Below are 20,445 nucleotides of genomic sequence, written 5' to 3'. Positions count from 1 at the left end.
GTTTTAAGAATGTGATGCTTAGATATTCATCATCGCAGCATTAAATCGAGCACCGATTGACGTTGGCTTTGAAGAATAGAATCATCGATTTGATCATTCCAGACTGTTCTCTTGTCGCTTTGACCTTTTCGATAAATTCCTCAACCGGCAATGCTGTTATTGGCCCTAGAAAGCGTGGATCATCGTAATGCGCAAGGTAAGCTGCCTTGGCTTCATCCTCAGACATAAATCCGATCAAACATTTATCTTCGTCGTATTGGTTCCACTTGCCGTATTTGCGCTGATGAACTACGTAAACGATTTCTGCTATATCAAGATATGGCCCAAGATATACATCCACCTCGTCCCCATCTACTCCATTTGAGCCGCTGATATAACCGTAGTCATATTTCATTCTGGTTTCCCAGTTATGGCCACGGCGCACGGAACCGGCAGGATTCTCGATACGAATGCTCAATCCTCGCCACTTGATAACAGGCATTTTGTACTTGTCAGCCTTGGCTGCTTCTGGAGATGGTTCGCCAGGATTGCGACGAATTTCACCTTCATTCAGGTCTTTGACTGCAGCACCACGAATTACAGCTTGATTGATAGGATGATTCTTGAGGAAAAATATCATTTCTTCTCCAGTGTATTTTTCAACCATTCAGCAAAATCAGGATCATCATCCGCTCTGGATTCGGATAATTTTATCCATTGACCACGGCACATTGGATGCGCTACACCTGCAGGCACCCACCACTGCTCTTCAGGCAAACGCTCCACCAACTCGCCTCCTACACGTTTACGCGGGGAACCTGATCGCTCTACATTGTTTTTTCCTACCCAAATCATCTTATCCGGGTCTTTATCATCCTTGCTAGCTGGAACCACTTCCATTACTACACCGTCTATCTTCCGGCAAAATGGACATGCTCCACGATACTGCTCAATTCTTTTTACCTTGGCGCCAGGAGACAATGAAGCAATAAATCCTTGATTTGCGACCTCTCCTGCTTCTGTCAACGCAATACGCCGCCAATCTCTGTTCAATACGGCAAATTCATCTAACAATCGCGTTTTTAGGGCTGACCCCGGCGTAGCTGCTCCACCATTGAGCATCTTCTGTTCTTCATGCTGCATGATCACATCACGCATTTTGTGACGCACGTTGTCAGATAGCCTTGTCACTGCTTCGGCTGCACGCGCACGCCCAAAGTCCAGTACCGCATGTTGCACGGATGATAGTTTGAATTGCTTGGACGCACCCTTGACGGTATTGGGCATAGCTGCCAGCAACCTGTCTGCCTGCTTCAAGTTTGGTGACTTTTGCATGTTTGCTTGCACCTTGCCCATTAATCCTGATCGCGTTGCCAGCCATTCTGCTTCGGTACGCAATTCATCTTCCGGCAGATAACGCTGCACCAAAAAATCAACGACCATTCCCCAATCATCCAGGGTGAATTGCTCCGGTGGCAAGGCTTCAAGATAGAGCTTGACCAATGCAAGCTCGCCTTTGTCCCACCGGCGTATCATGCCCTCCGGCCTTGGAACAGGACTATCTTTACGGTGTTTTTCACCTTTAGCCCACGCAGTTAACTCTGTCCTTACCTTTTCGAGACGAGTTAATCCTCGTTCGGTAAATAACTCGATTAATCGTCTGATATATGGGGATTCATGCGGATTCCAGATAGAATCATCACCGCCATGATCGTGGACTGATTTGTAGATTGCCTCTAGCGCTTCATCTGATTGATGTTCGCTCAATGGGCCTATATCGATTAGAAGCGTTGTCATGACACATATTGTCAGGTCACGACATACAATAGTTGCAGCCGGTTTCTCAGCTTGCAAAAATAGAATCGCCGACTAACGCACGGAATCGACTGGCTCACGCAAGAAACAGAGGATGGGTAACTCTGCAAAAGGAGATCTGCTCACCAGCTGCGTGATGTTTTTTGAAGCACCCCACACACACGCTCGGAGTAATTAATAAGACAATACTTAGCAGCAAAAAGTTTTGCCCAGGTTGTCGAAGATAATTATGGTACGTTACGACACCATACCGCTATGGAATGAAGCAGTTTAGTGACTGAGAACTATTTGGTAGGCTAGATCGAATAATCGTTTTAACGCTTCTGGATGCTCTCTCATGCCTTCAATCACCTTTCTGGCATGATTGGCGTATTCAATCTTTTTGTCTTTTGACATTCCAACTGGTGGAGCATTGACCAGATCGCGCAGGTTAGCCGTCTTGTCGGCCATCTTGAGTCTGATAGCCTTTGGAGACCACGGCTTGGCAATTTGTGCTGTTTTGCTGTCCAGCTTGGATAGGTTTGGATTATTGGTTACTTCCAGCACCAGATTGGCAACCTCGTTGCCGAACTCTGCTTCCAATTCCTCGTAGCTGGTGTCGGTATCTTCCAGTGTGTCATGTAGTAATGCGCTTAACAGGATAACCGGATCGGTTACTTTGGCCTCTCTACTCAGAATAGATGCCACCTGGACTGGGTGTGTTATGTAGGGTGTTTTGCCATCCTTGCGGGTTTGGCCTTTATGCTTGGCAGCCGCAAATTTTGCAGCTCGACGGTAATGGTCATGAACGTAGGTATTACCTCGGGTGTAGCCGCTAATGTGCGACTTGAAGAATGGGATAACTTGCTCCATTCTTTTCCCCCTTCTTCCAGATTTGATTTAATGATTAGTTACTGCTGGCTGTTGCTGTTTAGCCTTCCGTTCTTCAATCATCTTCTGGATATAATCAGGCATCTCTACACCTGTTTTATATCCCTCTGGTCTATCAATACCATCATAGGCATCGTACAGGTCTGGCCTTTCATCAGGTCCTGGAATGGGCTTTTTCACATTCACTTCATTGTGTTTTTCCATCGTTGCACCTCCAAAATACAATTATCCTCTCACTAATTGCCTTCGTCAATTTCGCAATGGCCTTCTTCATTGAGATCAAAATAGGCTGCTGACCTTGCTGTACGTTATTATCACGGAAACTCCAGTCATCTACTAAATGTTTGACTTGATCAAAGCTATGCTCATTGGTCGTATTGCTCAATACTACCTCTGGCGGCACAAATCTCTTGGTTTTTCCAAGAAACCTAGCCACCGCTCTCTTGGCTGCTTCTTGGCGCGGCAAATGCATATAATGTGCCTCCGTTCGGTATCCGGCATCCTTAAACGCATGAACGTCTGCAATTGAGCTCTTGGCGGTTTTCATAGTTTTATCAAGAACTACGTTCAAGCCAAGGAAACGTGCAGTCTTAACCAATTCATCGAATATATCACCGGATTCTTCATGAACCTGGTGTGCATTCCAACCCTCATATTCAGGAAGCATGCCTTTTATATGATCAGCATCCAACACGATAAATTTAGATGGATCGTAAACATTTCCTTCAAACCATGACTTGCCTGATCCTCCACGACCTCCCAAAATGATAAATACAGGTTTCTCACCATCAAATGGCGTAGCATCCTTAATTTTCTCGGGTGACATAATTTTACGGACAATCTGATGATGCAATGCTTTACGTGCATCTTCATACTTGCCGTCCTGCCTGTACTTATCAATTGTCTGCTCAACCGATCTCAGTCGATCACGAACGTTCGTAATTTTATCTGTAGTATCCTCTGGGAAGTGGTAAAGAATTTCTTCTGGAGTCACATCAGCTTTATCATGAGTTTTTGCGTATTCTGACGCATTAAAATTATCAGGATGAATAGGCTCCTGCTTGCCTAGAACCGGTCTCTCGTGCTCTGGCTTCTTCGTACTTGGACCTGCTTTGTGCCCTGTTACCTGATCCCAGCGCACCTGATGAATATGACCGCTTGAATCCTTGACATGAGCACCATCTTTACCAGGATTGCCAACGACCTCACCCTCTCCGGTAAGCTCTCCTAATTTAAATTGAATTCTGTCAACAGCCTCAATATTATGGATACCATATCCTGCCGTTGATCCACGCCTATCCTTTGGGTCAGGGTCTTTTGCTTTTGATCGTTTATTACCTGCGGTGATTTCAGGATTACTTCGTACCCATTTTTTTTGATTTCGTCCTGTACGGTCCGTCCTGTTTTCCAAGTGAAGGCCTGCACGATTAGCGATCTTCTCTGACTTTGTAAACAACAATAGCCGTTTATCAGCCAATGCTTTAACCATGTATTGATCCTCTTTCGCTTCCGGTGGAATGTGCACAAACCGTCTTTTCCCCGCAGGATCCTCGACAATCATGCCGTCATCACCTTCATGTATTATTTTTAGTTTTTGTGATATTCGCTTCTTATGGCCTAGCACACGTTCCCATGTGACACTCTGACGTTTTCCTTCATGATCTACCGTCACACCATGTTTCCCGACAGACAGCACCTTTCCACAGCACGGGTCATCTTTATGGTGGAAATATATTTCGTCACCTACTACTGCGCGGGATACCTTGTCCAAGATCAGACCTCGAACGTGTAAACCGGAAGGCCGAATGACTTTCCTAGATTCTCATCATCAGAATCATTGTCATCATCACCGTCTTCCTCACCAGGCTCTCCAAAATCAGCATCTTCCTGATCCCCTGCGCCGTCTTTTCCGGGATCTCCAAAATCGGACTGTCCATGATTCTCGTCACCTTCAGGATTGCCGCCTTGCTCGTTCGGGTTACCAAAATCTTGATCATTCTGTTGCTGTTCGGACTGCCAAGCGCCAAGTAAGGCAGGATTGACAGGGGCCTCACCCCATTTGTCATTTAGCTTGTCATAACCTTCTTGGGCGCGTATTTCATTGACCTTGAGTACCAGCTTGCGAATTTCATGGCGCTTTTCTTCGTCTTCCTCATCGAGCCCTGTCCAGCGAAACACATATTGCTCGCTGAAATCCTGAATAATGAAATCCGAGAAAATATTTTCCAGATAAGTCAGAAGTGGGCGTAAGCCGCTGTCTTTTGAATTTGCCAGCTTCTCCGATGTATCCGAACCAGAAAGGGATGATTTACTGGCGCTAAAACTCTCAAAGTTAATCTCATCAGGAGAAATGCCGTAAATGGCACAGATGATCGATGCCAGGAACGTCATCCATTTCGAGAACATCATCTCATCGACATCGACACCAAAGCGCTCAAAGGCCGCGCGGGATTCCTGATCCTTGGATACCATGACCGGCAACGTCCAGGCATTGTTGACACCCTTCACCATTGCATTCCAGTAGCGCTTGAATGCCGACAGGTCTTTCTCGGAATAATTTCCGGATAAGTGCAACAGCCCTTTGGGAATCGCGTTACTATCGAAGTATTTTTGATTGTAGGTCATGGCATTCAGGAAGCCGGTGACCACGCGAATCAATAACTCGGTCTCAGCCAGACCATAACCACCAGTTAATACATCCGTACGCGGATTGCGCGGCACATAGATCAGATCGTCATAGGTATAGGCAGTACGGATGCGCCCCTGCACCACCTGCAGCGCGAATATCTCGTCATCTCCCTCATAACCATCTTCCGTGCAAAGCCTGATCGTGGAACCATCCACGGCATACAATCCATCCATCCCAAGCTTTCTGTCACGCTTGTATTCTGTCTCGATAGCCATTGAATCCATGGTGAGACTATCCCGGGCCAGCTTGGCCACGAATGACGGAAAATCATCGCGCTTAAGTCGCATTCTTTGGCGTGGTTTTGCTTCCCACCCGCAGTTAAGCATGAAATCCTGCATCAATTGGATGGATTGACGGTTGGTATCCGTTACCTCTGCCTCACGGTCTTTGAGCTTGATCTCGAAGCCAGGCCCGCGACCGGATTCCTGTATCCTGCAGAACCGCTGAACCTGGCGGATACGTGTCATGATTACGGAATTGAGTATCGGCGTCTGTTCGACCATGGCACGCATGGAGTCGAAGCTGAACACGCCAGGCTTATCGTAGTAGTGCCCCATGACCGATACCTGCATATCATCCAGATACACGGATTGCATGCCAGGTTGCTTATTCTTGACTGCTTTAGAAGGGAAAGGAATGATATTCGGCTTCGCTAAAGCCTTTCTCATTTCCTGTTCAGCCAAGTCATCAAGAATATAGTCAATGACCGGCTGTATCTCAGGGCGCGGAATTAATTCTGATAATGCACTTTTTTGTAACTCTGCATGGGCGTCATAGCGCTCATCTTGTGGCGCATTATCGTCGAAGGCTACGTATGAGGGAATGTCGTTCATGCGCTAAAGTAGCATCACGACACTGCCGGGGATGCAGGATCAGCCGGATATGGCATCTTTGATGCTGCTTCAATTCAGCAGAACAATTAAATCCACACTCTCGGTGCCAGCGATCGATATTGTTGACAGAAAAGTGCTTGCCATTGGGCGTGGCTGTGCAGTGAATGATGATGCTTTTGATTTGTCGTGTCATACCGCCATGATGGCGGAAGACATTGGGCGGAATAAGGCGGAAGGAAGACCGCAGGTGGGGTTTGGGCGGATGGGGTTAAAAGGTTATGTGGGTTTTAAAGGGTTATCAAATTAGCTGTTTTAATGCCGCAAAGATAGAAGCTGGTGAATCTTTTCTGAAAATGTCATTTTATCTTTAATCTCACATTCCCAAATTATAAAAACTTTCCAGCCGAGTGCGGTTAGCTCGAGGGTATTTTTCTGATCTCGTAAAACATTGCGATTTAGTTTAGCTTGCCAATAGTCTTGTCGAGTAGCGGGTATTGAAGAATATTTGCATTCTGGATGTTGATGCCAAAAACAGCCATGAACCAAAATAACTGTTCGATATTTAGGCAGCACAATATCAGGTTTGCCTGGGAGGTCTTTTCGATGCAGTCGGAAACGAAACCCAGATGCGTGCAGCAGTCTTCTGACTATGATTTCTAGGCCCGTGTCTCGGCTCTTGACTGCCGCCATAGTTCTACGACGTTGTTCGGGGCTTAGGTTATCCACAATATTTATCGTGCTCTTCGAATTGAAGTCCAACCGCTTTGATGTAACTGAGAGTTGTTTGTTGTGTAGGTTGTTCGACGTTGAATATCCGCTTCATGCATACGTACTTCGATGCGGACTTTCACAGCATCATCTTTAAGCGTGTGAAATGCGTTAGCAAGAATTTTCAAAAATCGAATATCACTCAAGTTCCAGGGAGTTGGATTTGGATTATTGCGTGCATCGGGTATAGTACGAGGAAATAGATAGATACATGGCGGTGGGACATGCTTTCCTGAAAGATTAGTGAAACGATCTGGATAAGATTGCAACTTTGGACAAGGTCTTGCTAAAGTGCCACATAACATATCCCAAATAATGAGGCCGTCCACTCGTTCGCGACGAGCTACGATTTCTGCACTTAGTCGAGTATGAATCCCACTCCACGCATTATGCCGAGGATCAGAGCCTGGGTTTTGGCAAAGTGACCAAATGATAAATTCATCAGCATTTTGCGGTCTCACAAAGATATTGGTGTTGTTTCCGTCAAGACAGCCCTTTGCTTCTATGCAACAAAGCCTGCCATCATCAAAATGTACCTCAAAATCATGGCGATCACGTGAACCTACAAATTCATAATGTTGAATGAGGCCATTACTTTGTAAAAATTTAAGAGTATCTTCAATGAATGCATACTTGATACTTGTGGTAGCGGCTTGCTGTCCACGAATTCTCTCGATGGCACTTTTAAACAATCCTGATTCCTCGAAAGCTTCACGATCCAGCCCATGAGAACCGATGGTGTGGGCAGCAGCTTTTAAGGCGTCTGAGTATTCATCAACGATTTGCGCCCAATCTTCACGAAGTGAGCAAGGTATTATTGGGTGGCTAGGCAAGCGTTGCCTCCGACACGAGCTGGCGTCCCTTGGCCTTGCATGTTGACATTGCAATAGGCCGAATTATATGTTGCTCTAACCACGCTACAACGGGGACAACAACACCGTCCCCAGTTAGATGATAAGCATCATTATATCGTTCCGGCAGTATATAGCTTTCAGGTAAGCCCATTAGTCGAGCAGTCTCCCGTGGCGAAATAAGCCGTGAACGAATATGCCTTCCTTCGACAACCATAATTATTTGACGACTTGAGCCACCCGCAGGTGTACGCAAGCAACCGCTAACACCATCAAAGCGCACCTCGGCGCGTTGTATGCCGAATCTTGTACGTTTGTAGATCGTGCCAACCTGGCGAGAACTAGATTTCTGTGCTTCGTGCACTTTTTCCAAGTTTGCGGGTGACATCATATTGAGTAATTTTAACGTTTCTGATTCTGAATGCCATTTAACGCCATGCGGTTCATTTTCAATGATATCTGAAAGATGAGGGGCTTCTTGATCTGGCATCGGCATCTTCCACCATACCCATGCTTTACGAGACTTATGCGGCAAAGCTTCGACTACATCTTGCAATGATTGCGGATGCCATGTCGGATTAGGCACTCGACCACTAAGAAATTTCGGAATCCCGACACCACGGGTGACAGCAATGATAAATAAGCGTGGACGAGATTGTGCGACAAAATATGCTCCGTCAAGCAGCACTGCGCCAACGCGATAATCCGCATTTGCCAAAGATGATATCAGAGTGGCTAAGTCCTGACCATTGTGCGAGGTAATCAGGCCAGCTACATTTTCTAATACTATTATAGGAGGGTTGCGTCCCTCTCGTTTGAGCGATAACATTAAGTTCCAGAACGGCCAAAATACTCCACTGCGTTCTCCAGCAAGACCAGCCCCAGAACCTGCTAAACTAAGATCTTGGCATGGAAATGAGGCCCAAGACAATGTGGCTTTGCCAGGCAGCTGACTGGCAGTAATATTTCTTACATCACTAATAAGGAGCTCAGGTGCTCTGTTGAAATTAATTCGATATGAGGCAGTTTTTTTGCCGTCAAAATCATTTGCGAAATGACACTCCCAAGCGTCTCCAAGACCAAGACGAGCCATTCCGCCACCAGCGAAGAATTCGTAAAAACCAAATGGACGTAATAAATCGAAATTCATGAACCCTATCTCCTTTGAGTTTAAGGATACACGAAGAACTAATTGCTACTCAATGTTTAACAGTTTCTTTTCTTCATGAAAAAAACGGTGTTACTTTAAAGGTAAAAACTGATTGCCAGAAGAAAATATATTCTTCTGTATTTTATGTTTCAATTATAGATCTTAGCTTTTCTTTTAATTCTTCAATTAATTTTATCCCTTTGGCAACCTTATCATTACCACCAAGCTTTTTATACAAATCAAATACTAAAACAATTGAATTATTGATAAGATTGGGAGTTGCTTGCTTTATATCGAGTTTGGCTACTGTACTGTTTGTCGGATAAATATTACAGACAATCTGTGCTGTAACTGCATACAAAACATAAAACTTAATATCGTTTATTTCTGTTGGATCATATTGTCTGCTAGATTTAAGTTCTACCTCAATTTGTCTACCCCATGATGCCAACAAATAGTAAGTATTTAAGTCATTATTTTCATGAAATAACTTATTATATGAATCGTCATCTTCTAAAAGAGTCGAAGGTCTTGCCCTAGCATAGTCAGGCTTTTGCATAAGGGAGGACATTAAACACTGCGACATGAAAGGGATGCTAACTATATCCTTAGGTTTTTTTCCTTCGTTTTTATAATAATTCTTGCGCCTATCATAAAAGAGCCCTTTTGGCTTCAGATATTCTTCGATTTGTCTATGTATTTGATCTGTAGCTCTTAACGATGCTTTAGGAATGGGTGTTTGACTATTGGTGGCACGTATAATCCTATCTCTAGTTTCTTCATTTTCAGGTACGATAACTCTAATCAGTACATCTCTTTTTTCATTTTCTAAATTTTGATTGTTGTTTGAGAAAAACCTAAATATCTCATTGGAAGTTTGCAGGCCATTAACGATCTCAGGATTATGAATTACTAATTCTTTACCCCCTGGTGCAGATGCTTCACTGGCTAAAATTGTCACACCGTTATTTAACCACCAGAATTCTTCTGTACCAGGGTTTTCTAGAGTATCTTGTATTTCATTATTAACGTTATTTTTACCTTGATAATCACGTACATTTGATTCAAATATATGCTTTATTAGTTTGCCATTGTCATCAGTTATAAATTTATAGTATTCAGCTAAATTGGTTAGTACTATAAATACTTGTTCACTAGTTGAAAGCGGAGTTTCAGAAATTTTTAACCTAAAAACATCGTTTACTCTTTCTTGCGTCAGCTTCATTAATTGATCTGCGCCAATGAAGTTTACATCAACGAAAGCACCAGGAAGCTTCTCAACTATATCCTTTTTGAGTTCATCCGCTTGCATTTGTACATTGGGATGAATATCAATTCCTTTAGAAACGTAATAAACAATGATTTTTAATTTTGGTTTTTTTGTAATTAAAGCAACATATGTAGATCGGAATAATTCAAATGAAGCTAAAACTTTGTCATTGTATCTTCCCTCAAATTTTGCACGATCAAAATCAAGATCAAATAGATTTCTACAAAGCTTTGTTAGTTTTATAAGTGGATTTTCATTAAATGAATTTTCATATTTGGCTTGAATTAAAAAGAATTCAATATCAACATTTTTTTTATATTTATCTTTAATGTTTTCATCTTCTTTTACTAATTCGCCGTTTGTAAAAAGGTAAATGGAGTCAGTTCCTCCGTCATGACTTTTTCCACATATTCCTGAGTTTATTTCGTCAAAGCTCAATTCAAAATCTTTTAAAACTTGCAATGAAGCATAAAATTCGAAGAAATCACTTAAGGAAATGTCTTCCTCATAATGCGCTAATTCTTGTTCAACAGTTGCTTCCAGAAGAATCTGGTTATTTTTTGACATTGCTATTCCTAGTATTCATAGGTTTTAGAGGTTGAATCATTTTATTTTTATAAATTTGGTAAAAACCACCGTCTTCAGACAGTTGCCTTGACTTTAAATGTGTTGACTCATGCGCGTTTAGCTTGATGCGAGTAGACGATTTTAGTCGCCACATCCAATCTTCGCTAACCCGTCTACTTTCAGTAGGTGCTAGTTTAGTGTCCACAATTTTCATGGGCAAGACAGTAAGCAACTGCTTTTTATTGAAACAGGGTAATGTTTATTCCGGGTACTCCAAAAACAAGCTAAAGTTTTTGCAATCTCAGCCGTTAAACAACATACAACAATTGTATTTTCATTCCTTCAAGCTCGGTAAGTTCTACATTGCTCACCGGGTTATTTTTTGTTTGTCCTTAAAACAACCCCATCTGCCTTGATTCTTCCTGCTGTTCAACCGCCAGAATCTTGCGCACTTGCCTCTCAGTGAGGCCATATTTGAGCGCAAGCTGGCGTTGGCTAAGTGTTGGCCATTCCTCGCGGATTTTGCTGTTGCGCAGCGCGACGCTGATGGCTTGTGCTTTGGGGATGCCGAAGTGATCCAGCCCTCCGAAGAGCTCTACCAACTTGAGCGCAGCATCAATACCCACGATATCGATCAGCGTGTGATCTTCTAGCAGTTGCTTATGGGCACATACAGGCGCACGCCGCCATAGTGCTGAGCTAGCTTGAGCGTGGCGGGCAGACCGATTAGCTCAGCTATCTCCTGTAGGATGCAGGGTAACAAACTCTCATCCGGTACGTTGGTCATCAGTGCCTGAAATGATTCAAGCTGGTCTATCTTCAGATAAGTTCCAATGATTTTTCGATAATAGCAATTAAATGTCTATCATTTGTATTTTCTTTATCTGTACCATCCCCCCATCCCATCTGACTGAATATGCTTGCCATCAGGGGTGAGGTACCCACCTCTGCCATCCGATTGATAATGTCCTTCCGGGGTGAAATATCCACCCATATTATCGGGTTGAATATGTCCATCTTTAGTGAGGAATCCACCCCTACCATCGGATTGGATATGGCCACCATTTGGCGCATAGTAGCCGCCCATCCTGTCTGATTGGTAGTGGCCTTCATTGGTGAAATAGCCGCCCAACTTATCTGGTTGGATGTGATCTCCAGAAGCAAATGCCAGATGGGAAATAAAAATGGTTAGTAATGCGTATATAAATTTCATATATTTGTGGATCTAGCGAAGATTGTTATTATGATGAAAGCTAAATCGACGCAATTCTATTAATCATAAGAAAATAGCATGCAACTTTCTGAGTTATATTTCAATTTTGACGTAATGTATTGCGTCATTTCGGAGGTCTAATTTCGTTGGGCGTCTATTTAGCGAGACAGTGGTAGTGCTCGAAAAATTGAAACAACGCGCGCGCCATCTCAAGGCGGAAACCTTTGCGCTTTACCTTGCTGCCCGTGACCCACGGACACCTTGGTATACCAAGCTTCTCGTTGCCGGTATCGTTGCTTATGCCATCAGCCCTATTGATCTTATTCCGGACTTTGTACCTGTTCTTGGCTACCTGGATGATTTCATCCTGATACCTCTGGGTATTGCATTGGCAATCAAGCTGATTCCCCATTCCGTTCTGGCTGAATGCCGAGCACGAGCACAGGAAACCATTAAAAATGAAAAACCAGTAAGTCGGGTTGCTGGCGCAGCAATTATCGCAATTTGGCTACTGTTGGCTACGCTCTGCATCGTGTGGGGCTATGAAGCGCTCATGGCGCAACCGTGAGCACACCCAACGATTCAATCAACCGGACGTGCTAAAGCGCGCCGGTTATTTCAAAAGTAGAATAATAGCCAATTAGATTTTTATTTATTTCAACCCTCCGCCTCCACAAATAATGAACATCCAGGATCGTGTGCACGCACCTTCACGTGCCGCTCTTCACACAGCTTGGTTTCAGAGTTGAACGCCGTGCAATTGCCGCACACTTCGCCTTCCGTAGGCTGCTTTTCGAGTATTCCCATCACGCCATCAGGTAAGCCAGGCATACCCTTTTCGACCATTTCTTGACGTTTCTGCATCACTTCTGTCTCAGGATTTTTTGGCAGAATAAATAATGTTTTCCCATAGTCTCCAGTCATCATGTATCCATAAACAGCGGCATCGACCATATCATCATGCTCACAGTCCGGGCCAAACGATAATAGTTCGTTGATAAACTCTTGTGGAAGTGTCTCTGCATGCCAGACAAGCCCGTTCTCGTATCGTGTAATCAAGCCTTGTGCACGCGTCAATTTATCTTTATCTGGTCTTACCTGTCGCACAGGAAGATCGGTAGAGCGCAATAATTCCTCTACTACAGCAGCCTGATATTGCACCACTTCAATAGCAATCGATTCTGGGCGCCATCTTTCCGCTTTACTTTGGATAAAATCCAACGCATCCCGGAAACCAACTCGCCTTCGTTCTGCATCTACTATCCACACGCGGCCTGTGTTCTTATCCACACCAACAGTAACAATTGCAGTATAGTCAGCGTTTTCCTTCATTGAAATTGCAAGATCAACTCCCTGATACAGCGTCATACCCTCCGGTGGCTGACCGCTATGGAGATGCTCTGCCTTAATGAACGTGCCAGCGAAAGTTACGAATTGCGCCTCGATCTCCTGCATGAACGCCAAACGAGGCATGCTAGAGCGCATTCTTTCAATGTCTTCCCGATTGATATGAGGATTTTCCCAAGTCGGTATCTGCCAGGATTGCCATTGGTCATCTCGCGCCGGATTTGCGGCATGACCATAATCAAACAGAGTCTTGAAGAAATTATCACCCTTCGGAGTGCTAACAATCCATGCCTCTCCTTGGTAATCAAGCAAAAGCGGCTGTATGTTCTGACTCCATGATTCTTCCAGTCGTTTTATCATGGCGGCCTCATCGATAACTACCGTGGCATACTTCCTGCCCCGGCCAGCATCAGGATTGTCCAATGACCAGAACTCAATACACCCACCAGTATTTAGGTCAATACGCTTATTCTGTTCTGATTTCTGGGAAGTAATGGGTTTCAGCAGATAAACTAGATTCCGCCACGATTCAAGCATGGTTTGATAGGTGGGGGCATACAACGCCACCGGGTACCCATGAAGCGCTCCCTTTTTGCGAGGGCCATCAAGGAGCACATCAGCAGAGAGGAAAGTTTTCCCGAACCTTCTGCCACACGAAGCGACATTGTAACGTCGACTTTCTGCGAGCATTCTTATTTGAGCAGGGTGAAGCTGCGGCATTCCCAAACGCTCACGTATAGTTTCCGAATCACCATTAATCCGCTTAAGTTCTTCTGTGCGGCGGCGGCGAATTTCCAGCTCAGCCGCTGCCCGAATAGATAACGGAATAACCATTACAACAGCATCCCAATCTCATTAGCCCATGTAAACGGGTCTTTGGCATTTTTACGACCATTGCAAGATCGACATAACAATTGAATATTGTCAATCGCGTTACTTCCACCTTTGCTCAGAGGCTGAATGTGATCGCGATCATATGAGTTACCAAACTTTGCACCACAATAAGCACAGCGACCTTTTTGTTTTTCATTTAATTCTTCAATCTCTTTCTCTGTGAATTTTCCATTAGCACCATGCCTCAACGCACGACGAATAGAACCTCGATGGCGAGAATATCTGAGTGCATTATTTGGCATCCAAACGACACTATCTGATTTAGCGCACCCGCATGAAATAGTGCGCCCACTTCGCAATGAAGAAAGAGAAACTTTCTTTTCACATCCACAGTCACATTTGCACAACCACAATGTGTGGCCTGAAGAATTTTTTCCAGATCGCTCAACAGCAGTAAGTTTGCCAAATCGCTCGCCAGATAAATTTATCAATCGCCTATTTCTAGCGTTTTCATACTCGTAGCAACCACACGAAGGATTCTTGCTTTTTCTTAAATACAGACCTGTAACCGTAACATCCTTTCCACAATCACAGCGCGTATTGAATTGAGACATTCCTTTTTTAGATTCGCATGTAGAAATTACGACCAAACGACCAAACCTCTCTCCTGGCAAATAATTAATGGATACGCCAAGTGTTCGCCCGCAAACCTTAGCTGGATCGCCAAGAAGGAGGCAACCACATGACTTGATTTGTCCACTGATTAGATTGCCTCGAATTATGGATTTCTCGTTGCCGCATTCACAACGGCATATCCACCTTGAACCAGAATGGCTTTTTCTTTCGGAATCACGACGAATTACCGTGAGGCGACCAAACACCATTCCGGTCATATCTTTAGCAGTCACCATGTTCTTGTAATTAAACTGGCATTCTCCCTTTAGCTATCGCCGCCAATTGCTCATCCGTAAGCGTCGTCACGTCCACAATTTGATCTAAATTCCAAGCTTTCCTCTCCCCATCCTGAATGATCTTCAACGTTTCACTCGCAATCTTGGCTGCTTTCAAGTCTTCGAATGCGATACGCTTTTCCTCAAGACTTGATGCCTCACTATGCGTTTTGCAGCCTGCCTCCACCATCTCGCGAACCGTCGGCCATTCTTCACGATGCCGTTCAATAACGGCGGCACGGCGCTCCGCTTCAGCATCAATCGCCTCAGCCCGTTTTGAAAGGTTGTCACTGGAAACATAGCCGGAAACTTTCTCGGAAACTTTCCGCCTGATCGCCGGTTCAATACTCCGCGTCCATCCTTCTTTCTCGGCCTTTTTATTAATTGCCGTATGAGAAATACCGAATATCACGGATAACTCTCTGGCAGAAGCGCCTACTTCAAATTTGGCACGAATATCATTCCATTGCTCAGGAGTTAGTCGAGCCACTTACCAGCCCTCCCTCTATCGTTCTGGCGTTCAGGAATGAATAACCAATAAAATTCTGGCAGCCATCCAGCGTCAAAGCCGGAGTGATAAACCACCGCGCAACCTGGTCGCCCGGTTCGCGCCGCATGCATCGTTGACACAAAAGCGCGTTCTTTCCTTTACATCTCTCCACATCGTAAGGTAATGTCATGTGTTTAATTGCTATCCAGTTTATTGTGATTTGTACTCTTGCCGGAACACACATTAACCTAACATCACGATCGATAATCAATGCAGCATACTTTCCGCTTTAGGAGCCTTAACCCACCCGTACTTACTCATGATTCTTTCATCAAGCGTTTCTATATCAATCTCTGCGTCCAAAACGAGAACGGTCACGTCTTTAAAGCCCAGAGTAGTTAATCTATCCCTCAATGCCGAGAAGTACATTTGTGCTTCTTTATCGGGCACCTTCCCGGCGGGAATACGAATAAGCAGAATGTCACCATCCTTGATATCGAGCTTGCTGACTTCAAGCTCTGGCACTCCACTTGCATTGTTTTGTTCTTCCACCTCTTTCTCCTTTTAATTAATCATCTATCTGCTTGGCTATAATTTCAGTTTGATATGGCTCGTTTGGATTATCCGAATACACACATCTAATCCCTAAATCAGTACCGTCTTTCAGCTTGAGACCACAGCAACAGATATCCCTGTGATCATCAGAAACTGCTATCTGTCCGCAATCAGCACATCTGAATACCTTGCCTACCTCCCTCCAGACACGTTCACCCGCAGCCTCCTTAATCGTTTTCTGACTAGAAGCGTCAGCAAACAAATCAAGTTGCGCATTCTCTACGCGCCGAATTGCCCGGCTTTTGTATCTCACCAGAATGCGTCCAAAGCAGTTCCGGCAGATATGATCAGTCAGATACCAACTCTCTGGCTTCAATCGCAAGCGCCCTTCTATAAAAACCAAACCGTACGTTTTTCTGACTGTCTCTCAGCATTCTAATAATCATTTCATTCGTCGATTCTGCAAGTACAGCCCTTGCAATATGCAATTCGTCACCAGTTACATACGGCACACTCATTGGTTTCAATGGCCTTTGTTTAATCGGCTTAGTGCCTTTAGCATTCTTCCCCTTCAACCACTCTTGTTGCCTGTTGTAGCAGCTCACACAAATATTGTCGCTGATAAATCGATTGGATGGCCTGTGACACCTGGCGCAGATTCTTTTACCTGATAGACGCGATGTAGATATTTCATGCTCTCCGGCATGCATTGCGCCTATCTTGCAGTTCCTGCAGTGATGAAGACGGAAGTTATCTTTTTCCTTGCGTGCTTGACGCCACATATCGGCGCACGATGATTTAGTCAGTGTTGCAGATAATCTGCTGCACTCGAAATATTCCCCAGGACAATCCCCTCTTAAAAAGTATTTGATAGGCTCCATCTCCAACATTCCTTGTCAGTTAAGCAGCGTTAACAACCATTAATTTTCTTCATAGTCCTTACATCTTCTACCGTGCTTGCGTTGTCTGCCATCAGCATCCGTTCTGGTGCAAACCACTATTTCCTGTCCGAATGCAAAATCCCGGTGTTCATGAATGCATCCTTTGCACGTCCTGGACTCCCTTACCATCAACACTTTGAGTGGGTCTTTGTATGCGAGCTTAGTTAGATACATTTTAGGCGGCGTCCACCAGCTTCATTGCGTAATGCAGCAAGCAGATTGCATCGGCTTCGTTGTCATCAGCAGGTTTGTACCCCAAGCTCTTTGCAGCCGCTATCATTGCATCCTTGTTCGCGTTACCTTTCCCTGTTGCGCTTTTTTTTATAGTCCCAACCGGAACTCCTTGATATGGGATCTGGTAATGCTCGCACCAAGCGGTAAGATGGGCCATAAATCCACCGTATGCATGTGCGGCATCTACTCCCAGGTGATTGCGCACCTCTTCAAAATAAACTGCGTCTATACCCTCAACAGAGGATTTAATTTCAGACAGCCAGCGTTTGAATCGCAAAAATCTCATACCGCCACCCTCAAACCTTCCTGGCTTAAAACTCTCAACGCCACTCGCGATGGCTCCATCCCCCTGATATATCGCCCATCCAGTATTGGCACCAAGGTCTAATGCTAGAATTTTGGTAATCAAGTGCTCCTCCGATTCTTTTTTCTTAAGCCACCGAGCGGTTTAAGAAAACCGTTATTTCTCAAAATATCGCGAACTTTAGACCGAGGCACCCCCGTCAAGCTTATGATCCTGCTGATACTTTTTCCAGACGCTTTCAATTTCTTGACTCTCAACTCGATGCCGCGCTCATCACTCAACGAAATAGCCATGACCTCTACTCCTCTGCTAGATATTTTTCTTTTGATTTAAAAATGTATCCGCCCGCCGTTTTTTGACCGCCCGAGCATGCCGCGCTTATGTTTACTCGCCCGATCCCGGTCATCTCTGCTGCGTGCGTGTGGCTGTCAAACTCATCAACAAATTTGCCATCGAGAGTGAGTTGCACGACCTTTCTTTTTCCTCCGCCATATCGGCTTGTTTTTGCTAGTCTTCCTGCTCTAATGAGCGTTTTCCGGACATACCCTAGCGTCGTGCCAATTAACTCAGGTATCCGCAGGAGATCAGTTGAGCAGTCGAATAAATCAATGATCTTGCCCTCTTTATTCGTTACCGTGTCTTCGATTATCATTTTCACCAACTCAGGGTCATAATCGGCTGCCTCTTCCTCATCGAATCTGGCTGATCCTCTGACAACACGCGCTTTATCCTGTATTTTCAAAGAATCTACTGCATTGCTCGCCCCAAACAAAATCATCCAGTTTTTATCTACTGCCCGCGCAGCTTCCATTTTTCCTCCTCTTATATTCGTCATACACATCTGATCTAAGCTTGTTTGCTGCCTCCGACCCTCTTTTTTTCTCAACACCATCCAGATATTTAATTCTCTCTGCCCTGTCGGGAAGATCGAGCACGTACTGGATTTCACAGAGATGCCTGAACGACTCTGAATTTTCAGTCACAGAAAACTCCTGTCCATCGCTAAAAACTTGTTCTGCAATCCCAGCAGGTAAAACTCATTTGGAAGTTTGAATAATCTGCAAAACTTTTTCGGGCCAATACCATGCAATCCGATTTCACCTGTATGATGGGCTTCGCATAAACATACGGTCATGTAGCTGTTTCGTGGATTGCTGCCGTCAGCCACGTGATGCACTTGCCCAGGCGTTCTCATACCATCGAACTCACGACAGAGGATGCAGCCCGTGGAAGATACAGAATTCATGTGATCGCGTTCTGCTTTAGTCATGCAAACAGCCTCATCTGCTTAGTGTGGTGCTCTATTCTTTCGCATGCCGCGTTGTAGTAATCAAGGTCGAGTTCACACCCAACAAACTCAAATCCTAGATTGTTGGCAGCGATGGCAGACGATCCTGAGCCTAGATGCGTATCTAAAATTCTGTCGCCTGGTTTGGCGTAGTTGGTTAGAAGAAATTCGTAGAGTTTAGTAGGCTTCTGAGTAGGATGAATCCTTACCTCTTTTTGTATTCCAGGCTCTTGCCAGAAACCAGACCAAAGATATTTGAATAGATCAATGCGGTTATAGAATGATTGATAAGCTATGTCCGCCATACTGAATGGGCTTCCTTGCTCTCCTTTAATCCAGACAATACGCCCACCAGAAGAACCCTGGAAATCAAAATAGTTTATCCCCCAAATAATCTGGTTTCTTGAGACACGCTTTAATTCATCAAAGTATTTTTGGTTAGGCACTGTCCAGCTACTTGAAACATCTTTGTAAGCACCAACATCACATCTTTGTTTTGTACCTTTGTAATATCCTGGCTTTTGTGGCCCATCAAAATAAGGCGGATCGACCAAGGCAAGCTCAAACGCCTTATCCTGCAATGTAGCCATATACTCCATACAATCCACTTGATACAGAGTTGCTTTGCCGATAGTCTTCATGCTGCCTCCACAAAACTCTGAGCCATGTGCTCAATCTGCTCTGGATCAAGATCAGGCCAATACCGATTTGCGATGTACTCGCAAAATTTCACCGCAACCTGCCTGAATTCCCCTTCCTCCATCGACTCAAAAGACAAGCTTCTCGGTATGCGATATTTCACTTCACCCTCACCAAAATCCACCATCATTTCATCGCAGGCAATGTTTCCTTCTAGCTGCATCTTTTTAAGCGCATCATGTGCATCCATCCCATGGAAATCATGGATATTCGCTACAACCAGCTGCCCTATCCGGTGAACCAGGCGGTTAAATCCTAGCGAACGAAGTTTGGATATACTCACCGCCACCACGTCATTCACATGATACTTACGCGCCCTTAAACGCTCCTGAGCGTAAGAATCTGCAGGCACTAGCGCCCCCTTGGCTACGCGGAAGAATATTTTTTCCTTTACCGGTTTCTTGCGAACCTGCTGCATCTCTCTCTAATCCTTGAAAAACAGCTTAACCACACGGTATGGCGCGTTAGTATCCGCATTCATAGGCGCTGCATCATTGTAGATATCCGCGACTTTCTGCAGGTCTTTCTCATTCAATCCAGACATTGATGTGTCATGTAGCGGATGGTTATTTCTATCGACGATTGCGCAACTGTAAAAATGCTCCCCGCTCATTTCCTACTTCCCTCCCTCTTGACCATTGCCTGGCACCATTGCCTACCAGAAATATGATTACTACCATCTGCAAATGGCGACCCAAGCGGCTCCCAGCCTAGCGTGATGCATTGGCAAACGCGATCAGTCAGTTCTGATAGCTCAGATTCTTTTAAGATCGTGTAATCGCTCACGGAATTAATCAT

Annotated in this window: 29 protein-coding genes; 2 read left to right on the top strand and 27 right to left on the bottom strand. The window is 44.6% G+C overall.

The features are described from left to right. Positions 1–40: 40 nt before the first annotated feature. The 6 genes from BLP80_RS05505 to BLP80_RS05480 all read right to left on the bottom strand — a co-directional run bounded on the left by BLP80_RS05505 (position 41) and on the right by BLP80_RS05480 (position 6,186). Positions 41–646 (bottom strand): hypothetical protein, encoded by a 606-nt coding sequence (locus BLP80_RS05505; protein WP_143002236.1) that lies wholly within the window; start codon positions 644–646, stop codon positions 41–43. Further along, entirely contained in the window at positions 616–1,776 is a 1,161-nt protein-coding gene (locus tag BLP80_RS05500; protein ID WP_090540952.1) for a hypothetical protein, read from the bottom strand. The genes BLP80_RS05505 and BLP80_RS05500 overlap by 31 nt, the downstream gene beginning before the upstream one ends. 288 nt (positions 1,777–2,064) lie before the next feature. Continuing rightward, positions 2,065–2,646 carry an HD domain-containing protein gene (locus BLP80_RS05495; RefSeq protein WP_090540950.1) on the bottom strand — a complete coding sequence of 194 codons (582 nt, stop codon included), beginning with the start codon at positions 2,644–2,646 and terminating at the stop codon, positions 2,065–2,067. A 27-nt stretch (positions 2,647–2,673) separates the two neighbouring features. Beyond that, a complete protein-coding gene (locus BLP80_RS05490; protein WP_090540948.1) occupies positions 2,674–2,868 on the bottom strand; it encodes a hypothetical protein in 195 nt (64 codons plus the stop codon). Then, on the bottom strand, positions 2,852–4,435 hold the full coding sequence (locus BLP80_RS05485; protein ID WP_143002235.1) for a zeta toxin family protein: 1,584 nt from the start codon (positions 4,433–4,435) through the stop codon (positions 2,852–2,854). Before BLP80_RS05485 ends, BLP80_RS05490 begins: the two co-directional genes overlap by 17 nt. Before the next feature lie 2 nt (positions 4,436–4,437). Next, a complete protein-coding gene (locus BLP80_RS05480; protein WP_090540943.1) occupies positions 4,438–6,186 on the bottom strand; it encodes a phage portal protein in 1,749 nt (582 codons plus the stop codon). 49 nt (positions 6,187–6,235) lie between these two features. Between BLP80_RS05480 and BLP80_RS05475 the strand changes: the two genes are divergently transcribed. Further along, a complete protein-coding gene (locus BLP80_RS05475) occupies positions 6,236–6,493 on the top strand; it encodes a hypothetical protein (RefSeq protein WP_143002234.1) in 258 nt (85 codons plus the stop codon). A gap of 5 nt (positions 6,494–6,498) precedes the next feature. On the opposite strand, the gene BLP80_RS16595 is transcribed toward BLP80_RS05475, so the two are convergent. The 7 genes from BLP80_RS16595 to BLP80_RS05440 all read right to left on the bottom strand — a co-directional run bounded on the left by BLP80_RS16595 (position 6,499) and on the right by BLP80_RS05440 (position 12,005). Then, a complete protein-coding gene (locus BLP80_RS16595; RefSeq protein ID WP_371128812.1) occupies positions 6,499–6,912 on the bottom strand; it encodes a very short patch repair endonuclease in 414 nt (137 codons plus the stop codon). A gap of 5 nt (positions 6,913–6,917) precedes the next feature. Next, positions 6,918–7,787 (bottom strand): hypothetical protein, encoded by an 870-nt coding sequence (locus BLP80_RS05465; protein WP_090540939.1) that lies wholly within the window; start codon positions 7,785–7,787, stop codon positions 6,918–6,920. Beyond that, entirely contained in the window at positions 7,780–8,955 is a 1,176-nt protein-coding gene (locus BLP80_RS05460; protein ID WP_090540936.1) for a DNA cytosine methyltransferase, read from the bottom strand. The genes BLP80_RS05465 and BLP80_RS05460 overlap by 8 nt, the downstream gene beginning before the upstream one ends. A gap of 142 nt (positions 8,956–9,097) precedes the next feature. Beyond that, entirely contained in the window at positions 9,098–10,792 is a 1,695-nt protein-coding gene (locus BLP80_RS05455) for an AIPR family protein (RefSeq protein ID WP_090540934.1), read from the bottom strand. A gap of 392 nt (positions 10,793–11,184) precedes the next feature. Continuing rightward, a complete protein-coding gene (locus BLP80_RS05445) occupies positions 11,185–11,427 on the bottom strand; it encodes a Mor transcription activator family protein (protein ID WP_256324968.1) in 243 nt (80 codons plus the stop codon). Between the two features lie 14 nt (positions 11,428–11,441). After that, positions 11,442–11,579, bottom strand: a complete 138-nt coding sequence (locus BLP80_RS15605; RefSeq protein WP_176754282.1) for a hypothetical protein — start codon at positions 11,577–11,579, stop codon at positions 11,442–11,444. Between the two features lie 93 nt (positions 11,580–11,672). Continuing rightward, positions 11,673–12,005 carry a hypothetical protein gene (locus tag BLP80_RS05440; RefSeq protein WP_143002233.1) on the bottom strand — a complete coding sequence of 111 codons (333 nt, stop codon included), beginning with the start codon at positions 12,003–12,005 and terminating at the stop codon, positions 11,673–11,675. Positions 12,006–12,180: 175 nt separating this feature from the next. Here BLP80_RS05440 and BLP80_RS05435 point away from each other — a divergent pair, with 175 nt between their 5' ends. After that, positions 12,181–12,573 carry a YkvA family protein gene (locus BLP80_RS05435; RefSeq protein ID WP_090541097.1) on the top strand — a complete coding sequence of 131 codons (393 nt, stop codon included), beginning with the start codon at positions 12,181–12,183 and terminating at the stop codon, positions 12,571–12,573. 89 nt (positions 12,574–12,662) lie between these two features. Here BLP80_RS05435 and terL read toward each other — a convergent pair whose 3' ends face one another. From terL to BLP80_RS16590, 14 genes are all read right to left on the bottom strand, one after another. Then, entirely contained in the window at positions 12,663–14,186 is a 1,524-nt protein-coding gene (gene terL / locus BLP80_RS05430; RefSeq protein WP_090540925.1) for a phage terminase large subunit, read from the bottom strand. Further along, positions 14,186–15,097: an HNH endonuclease gene (locus tag BLP80_RS05425; RefSeq protein ID WP_090540923.1), complete on the bottom strand. Its 912-nt coding sequence runs from the start codon at positions 15,095–15,097 to the stop codon at positions 14,186–14,188. The genes terL and BLP80_RS05425 overlap by 1 nt, the downstream gene beginning before the upstream one ends. Before the next feature lie 10 nt (positions 15,098–15,107). Then, the gene (locus BLP80_RS05420; protein ID WP_090540921.1) at positions 15,108–15,626 is read right to left on the bottom strand and encodes a hypothetical protein; all 519 of its coding nucleotides are present in this window, start codon (positions 15,624–15,626) and stop codon (positions 15,108–15,110) included. Beyond that, positions 15,607–15,816, bottom strand: coding sequence for a hypothetical protein (locus BLP80_RS15120; RefSeq protein WP_143002232.1), 210 nt, complete (start codon positions 15,814–15,816; stop codon positions 15,607–15,609). The genes BLP80_RS05420 and BLP80_RS15120 overlap by 20 nt, the downstream gene beginning before the upstream one ends. A gap of 77 nt (positions 15,817–15,893) precedes the next feature. Then, entirely contained in the window at positions 15,894–16,178 is a 285-nt protein-coding gene (locus BLP80_RS05415; protein ID WP_090540919.1) for a hypothetical protein, read from the bottom strand. Between the two features lie 16 nt (positions 16,179–16,194). Continuing rightward, complete coding sequence (locus BLP80_RS05410; RefSeq protein ID WP_090540917.1) at positions 16,195–16,494, bottom strand: hypothetical protein; 300 nt, start codon at positions 16,492–16,494, stop codon at positions 16,195–16,197. A gap of 34 nt (positions 16,495–16,528) precedes the next feature. Then, entirely contained in the window at positions 16,529–17,062 is a 534-nt protein-coding gene (locus BLP80_RS05405) for a hypothetical protein (RefSeq protein WP_090540915.1), read from the bottom strand. Between the two features lie 235 nt (positions 17,063–17,297). Continuing rightward, positions 17,298–17,765 (bottom strand): crossover junction endodeoxyribonuclease RuvC, encoded by a 468-nt coding sequence (locus BLP80_RS05395; protein ID WP_090540911.1) that lies wholly within the window; start codon positions 17,763–17,765, stop codon positions 17,298–17,300. Positions 17,766–17,958: 193 nt separating this feature from the next. Next, the gene (locus BLP80_RS05385) at positions 17,959–18,495 is read right to left on the bottom strand and encodes an NUMOD1 domain-containing DNA-binding protein (protein WP_143002231.1); all 537 of its coding nucleotides are present in this window, start codon (positions 18,493–18,495) and stop codon (positions 17,959–17,961) included. Between the two features lie 144 nt (positions 18,496–18,639). Continuing rightward, positions 18,640–18,930 carry a Ref family recombination enhancement nuclease gene (locus tag BLP80_RS05375; RefSeq protein WP_090540902.1) on the bottom strand — a complete coding sequence of 97 codons (291 nt, stop codon included), beginning with the start codon at positions 18,928–18,930 and terminating at the stop codon, positions 18,640–18,642. Beyond that, entirely contained in the window at positions 18,927–19,589 is a 663-nt protein-coding gene (locus tag BLP80_RS05370) for a DNA methyltransferase (protein WP_090540900.1), read from the bottom strand. The genes BLP80_RS05375 and BLP80_RS05370 overlap by 4 nt, the downstream gene beginning before the upstream one ends. Beyond that, positions 19,586–20,065: a hypothetical protein gene (locus tag BLP80_RS05365; protein WP_090540898.1), complete on the bottom strand. Its 480-nt coding sequence runs from the start codon at positions 20,063–20,065 to the stop codon at positions 19,586–19,588. The genes BLP80_RS05370 and BLP80_RS05365 overlap by 4 nt, the downstream gene beginning before the upstream one ends. Before the next feature lie 6 nt (positions 20,066–20,071). After that, on the bottom strand, positions 20,072–20,260 hold the full coding sequence (locus tag BLP80_RS05360) for a hypothetical protein (RefSeq protein WP_090540896.1): 189 nt from the start codon (positions 20,258–20,260) through the stop codon (positions 20,072–20,074). Then, positions 20,257–20,445 carry a DUF1737 domain-containing protein gene (locus BLP80_RS16590; protein ID WP_090540893.1) on the bottom strand — a complete coding sequence of 63 codons (189 nt, stop codon included), beginning with the start codon at positions 20,443–20,445 and terminating at the stop codon, positions 20,257–20,259. Before BLP80_RS16590 ends, BLP80_RS05360 begins: the two co-directional genes overlap by 4 nt.

The organism is Nitrosomonas sp. Nm132, from assembly GCF_900100485.1.
In the GTDB taxonomy this organism is placed as follows: Bacteria; Pseudomonadota; Gammaproteobacteria; order Burkholderiales; family Nitrosomonadaceae; genus Nitrosomonas.
Note: the sequence above shows the minus strand (reverse complement) of the source record. Positions and strands in the feature narration are given on the sequence as shown.